This window comes from Deinococcus marmoris DSM 12784, assembly GCF_000701405.1.
Classification (GTDB): domain Bacteria; phylum Deinococcota; class Deinococci; order Deinococcales; family Deinococcaceae; genus Deinococcus; species Deinococcus marmoris.
On the sequence record NZ_JNIV01000186.1, the window covers coordinates 1 to 3446 of the forward strand.

Sequence of the window (3446 nt, forward strand, 5' to 3'; positions counted from 1 at the left end):
TAGATCGGCAGTTCGCCGCGCACCAGCATGTCCACCTTGCCCTGATCGATGTCCAGACCCATCACCTGATGACCGAAATAGGCGAGCAGGGCGGCAGTGCCCAGACCGACATAGCCCGTGCCCACGACGGCGACCTTTAGTGGAGTGTGCAGATTGGGGGTGTGTGGCATGTTCAGGTTCTCCTCAGAGGGCAGGGGGAAAAGCAGGGAGGGTGCGACGAAACGGCGGCAGTGAGAACGATTGGATCGACACAGGAGCGGTCGTCGGATGACGGAACGGATCAGATGGGGAATGCCTCTCCCGGAGTCTGCCCTCAGAATCTGGGGGCGGAAGCCACCCGTGGCGCGGGCCTTGACCCAGAGTATAAGGCCAGACTGATATCTTGCAATTTAAGTTTTGAATGCGAGCCATACGTCCAGGAAGGTGTTGAGCGCCCTGACGACCTGACAGATTCTATGAGAGTGAAGGGAAAACGAGCTGCCAGTCAACTTCAAGAGTGGTTTGAGGAGGGGCATGGGAGCCTTTCCGCTGACCCAATGGCTCAGGATCAGGTCCGCCCTGGAATGTCAGGTGAGAGAAGATTGCCTGCCCATGGCTCAGCGCATCGTGAACCGCCCGGAGACCGATCTTGAGGTAACTCAGCGCCCGCTGCCAGTGGGGATCGACGACACGCCCGGTCCCCACGCTGCACCACTTCGATGCCTTCGGATACGAGCAGCAAGGTCGCCACAGCCAGCACGGTCACCAGCCGTTCGAGACTGGGCGCATCTCGCACTTTGGAACCTTAAAACATTCGTGGCCAAGAAAGAGCAAGAGGGAAAAACGAAACGGGCGGCACTCCGAGCACTCGAGACGCACCTGGCCCGGGAGTTGTACCGAACCTTGCAGGCCAGTCGCGTGGGCGGCCCCATCCCAGCCCCCTCATAGGATCTCTTTCCCCGCCGACTTGACATACCAGGTTCAGGCCGTCAGCCTCAAGATGTCAGTTAACCGAAACTCACGTAGGCCGCAGATATCTAAAGCCAGGAGCTTGCATGAAGCGTCAGGTCAACGAGGACGGGATGCTCACGCCACATATTCGTCAAGGTTCTCTGACACCCCCTTGACCCCCTCCCCCGCGCCGCGCCACAATACCCGCAGCGTTGATCCGCAGGAGTAGCGCGCATGTGCCCGCAAAAAGCGAGCCTGAGACGGTGGAAGTCAGGTGGGCGGCAGCGTGTGAAGGGCGGCGGGGAGCTGTTGGAGTTTCAAAGAGGGCCAGAATGCGGCAGACCGCCGTGCGCTGGAACTGGGGTGGAACCGCGCGGAATTATTTTTGCGTCCCCAGACGGGCTGAATCAGTGCCGTCTGGGGCGTTTTTTATTTTTCAGATGAGCGCCTCCAGACACACAAAGCCCGTAAAGGAGGACGCAAGATGCCCGCAAGCTCAATGGAAGAACTGGTCAGCCTGTGCAAACGCCGGGGCTTTATTTTTCAGGGGTCCGAGATCTACGGCGGCCTGCAAGGGTTCTACGATTACGGCCCCCTGGGCGTGGAGCTGAAGAACAACATCAAGGCCGCGTGGTGGCGCGCCAACGTCTACGAGCGCGACGACATGGAGGGGCTGGATTCCAGCATCATCATGCACCGCATGGTTTTGCGCCACAGCGGCCACGAGGCAACCTTCTCTGACCCGATGGTGGACAACAAGAAGAACAACAAGCGCTACCGTCTGGACCATCTGGTGAAAGATCAGAAGGCCGATGTGATCGAGAAGGTTGCGGCTGGCATAGGCGAGGATGCGAGCAACTTCCCAGCGGTGGTGGCCGCCCTCATCAAACAGCCTGCCAGAGCCTCTGAAGTGCTGAAGGCGGCAGGCGTGCGCGACGCCTTTTCCGGCGAAGTGGGCGACTGGACCGAGCCGAAGCCCTTCAACATGATGTTCAAGACCACCATCGGCCCAGTGGCGGACGAGGAAAGCTACGGCTACCTGCGCCCGGAAACCGCGCAGGGCATCTTTACCAACTTCAAGAACGTGGTGGACAGCACCTCACGCCGCCTGCCCTTCGGTATCGCGCAGATCGGCAAGGCGTTCCGCAACGAGATCACGCCGCGCAACTTCATCTTCCGGGTGCGCGAGCTGGAGCAGATGGAAATCGAATTCTTCTGCGTCCCTGGCACCGACGAGGACTGGCACGCGCACTGGCTGGAAAAGCGCCTGAGCTGGTGGGAGGCGCAGGGCGTGCCGCGCAGCAAGATCGCCCTGCTGGACGTGCCGCCCGAGGATCTGGCCCACTACTCCAAGCGCACCTACGACCTGATGTACGACTACCCCACCCTGGGCTTTGAAGAAATCGAGGGCATCGCCAACCGCAGCGACTACGATCTGGGGTCCCACACCAAGTCGCAGTCCGAGCTGAATCTGGTGGCGACGGTCAGCGAGAACAACGACTCCATCGCCAAGCTGACCATTCCTCATCCAGAAACCAACAAGCCCGTCGTGCCGTTCGTGATCGAGCCGTCGGCGGGTGTGGACCGGGCGCTGCTGGCCGTGCTGAGCGAGGCGTTCACCAAAGAGACGTTGGAGAACGGCAGCGAGCGCATCGTCCTCAAATTCAAGCCCCATCTGGCCCCGATCAAGGTGGCGGTGATTCCGCTGGCCCGCAACCGCGAGGAAATCACGACGGTGGCGAAAGCGATCAAGACCGAGTTGCAGGGCCTGGGCCTGGGCCGGGTGTTGTACGAGGACAGCGGCAACATCGGCAAGGCGTACCGCCGCCACGATGAGGTGGGCACGCCCTACTGCGTGACGGTGGACTTCGACACCCTGGGCCTGGGCGGCGGCGAGGGCAAGGAATCTGACCCGGCCCTCAAGGACACCGTGACCGTGCGGGACCGCGACACATTGAGCCAGGAACGCGTGAAGATCAGCGAGTTGAGCGGCTGGATCAGGGAGAAGTTGCGGTGAGCGCATTCACCGATCAGTACGAGAATCAACTGCTGAATATCGAACTGGCCGTGTCGGGCGTGTACGACGAACACCCCGAACTGACCGACGTGCAGGTGGACGCCGCCTACGAGGAACTGGCGCGGCGCTACCGGGCCGAGGCCACCGCCTTTGCCTTCAAGCCCGGCAAGCTGGACGGTTTGCGCGCCGAGGTGCATGACGCCGTGCTGCCCATCACGGAACTGCTGGTGGGCCGCCCGGACAATATCCTGCCCACGAAGCCCGTCAGCGCCGAGGAAATGCGGCAGATCCTGGGGCGGCTGCGCTCATCGATTAAAACGTGGCAGAAAGCCGGGGGGCGGCAGTCGTACCTGAAGTACATCTCACAGTTTCTGTCTGATTCGGCACAGGATCAGGACGATTGAACCGAGTCCAATAAAAAGAACGTTACAACAAGTCAAACGTTAAGGCGAAGGTAACTACTCAGCAGGGGGACTTGCGGAGTGGAATCAGATAGAGT

At 60.8% G+C, this 3446-nt stretch carries 3 protein-coding genes; 2 read left to right on the forward strand and 1 reads right to left on the reverse strand.

Annotation, left to right across the window (positions count from 1 at the left end; translation table 11 throughout):
• A partial coding sequence (locus tag Q319_RS26640) for a 3-hydroxyacyl-CoA dehydrogenase NAD-binding domain-containing protein (protein WP_245619447.1) occupies positions 1-170 on the reverse strand: 170 nt, incomplete at its 3' end.
• A 1244-nt stretch (positions 171-1414) separates the two neighbouring features.
• Here Q319_RS26640 and Q319_RS0122755 point away from each other — a divergent pair.
• Together Q319_RS0122755 and Q319_RS0122760 are read left to right on the forward strand one after the other, a co-directional pair.
• Entirely contained in the window at positions 1415-2947 is a 1533-nt protein-coding gene (locus Q319_RS0122755) for a glycine--tRNA ligase (protein WP_029484683.1), read from the forward strand.
• Positions 2944-3351, forward strand: a complete 408-nt coding sequence (locus Q319_RS0122760) for a hypothetical protein (RefSeq protein ID WP_051655702.1) — start codon at positions 2944-2946, stop codon at positions 3349-3351. Before Q319_RS0122755 ends, Q319_RS0122760 begins: the two co-directional genes overlap by 4 nt.
• Positions 3352-3446 lie beyond the last annotated feature (95 nt).

What these genes read in the sequence shown, in the direction of transcription:
- Q319_RS0122755 (WP_029484683.1), top strand. Translation starts at nt 1,415, where the DNA reads ATGCCCGCAAGCTCAATGGAAGAACTGGTCAGCCTGTGCAAACGCCGG.